This window comes from Moorena sp. SIO4A1 (assembly GCF_010672065.1).
Lineage (GTDB): Bacteria > Cyanobacteriota > Cyanobacteriia > Cyanobacteriales > Coleofasciculaceae > Moorena.
On the sequence record NZ_JAAHHX010000948.1, the window covers coordinates 1 to 1143 of the forward strand.

1 pseudogene is annotated in these 1143 nt (G+C 48.6%); it reads left to right on the forward strand.

Going from position 1 to position 1143, the window contains the following annotated elements:
- The first annotated feature begins 51 nt into the window (after nucleotides 1-51).
- Nucleotides 52-1116: pseudogene (locus F6K53_RS44355) on the forward strand (IS630 family transposase).
- The last annotated feature ends 27 nt before the right edge of the window (nucleotides 1117-1143 follow it).

A 1143-nucleotide genomic window follows, 5' to 3' on the forward strand; every position in this document is an offset into this window, starting at 1 on the left:
ATATCAAATCCGGGTGTATACTTACTGTTAAGACAGAGCATGGTAAGTTTTATGCCCAAAAGGTTGACCCTGAAGCCCCACCTGAGTTGTGACGCCTTGGAACAGCGATAACGCGCGTGAAAAAGACCCGGTGGGGCGAAGCCATTACCAAATACTGTGGTTAATGGCCAAAGGTAAAACGACCCTTGAAGTAGCGGAGGTGACTGGCTACTCCTTGCGGTGGATTCGGGTCATTGCTAACCGCTACAACAATAAAGGAGTTGCTGGAGTCGGAGACCAACGCCATCACAACTCAGGTGCTGAACCAATGCTTGATCAAGTCCAACAAGCTCAACTTTTACAAGCCCTAGAGACCCCAGTAAATGAAAGTGGATTGTGGAATGGACCCAAGGTAGCTGATTGGATGAGTCGGGTGCTAGAGCGTCCAGTGGCTCCGCAACGAGGATGGGAATATCTCAAGCAGATGGAGTACCGACTACGGATACCTCGCCGAAGCTCATGTGGACTCGGACCCCTGGGAGCAAGAGAACTGGAAAAAAAAAATAGCAGAACGAGTAGAACAATTGCGCCAGCAGCACCCTGATGCCGAGATTCAACTTTGGGCAATGGATGAGCATCGTCTGGGTCTCAAGCCTATGGTAAGACGGCTATGGGTTCCATGGTGGGACATGCCAACAGCGACCGTGCAATGGCGGTTTCAATGGGTTTGGGTCTATGGGTTTGTCCATCCGGCTACTGGTCAAACCTACTGGTGGCTAATGCCAAAAGTTAACATCTACCTGTTCAATCAAGTGTTAGCAGACTTTGCTCAACATTTTGGTTTAGGGCAACACAAACAGGTTTTGTTGACTATAGACCAAGCGGGGTGGCACAAAGCGTGAGCAAGTGAAATGGCCAGAAGGATTACATGTGGAATTTCTGCCTTCTTACTCCCCTGAGTTGCAGCCAGCCGAAAGACTATGGCCATGGCTAGATGAACCAATTGTCAACCGCAGCTTTGAGAAAATTGAAGAGTTGGAGCAGATAATTTGCGCTCGCTGTTGTGTTTTACTCAAGCAGTGCGACTTCATTCGTGGTCTGACCCATTTTCATTGGTGGCAGGCAGCCAAGGCTTAACGATAACTATTTAACCGGATTTGATAT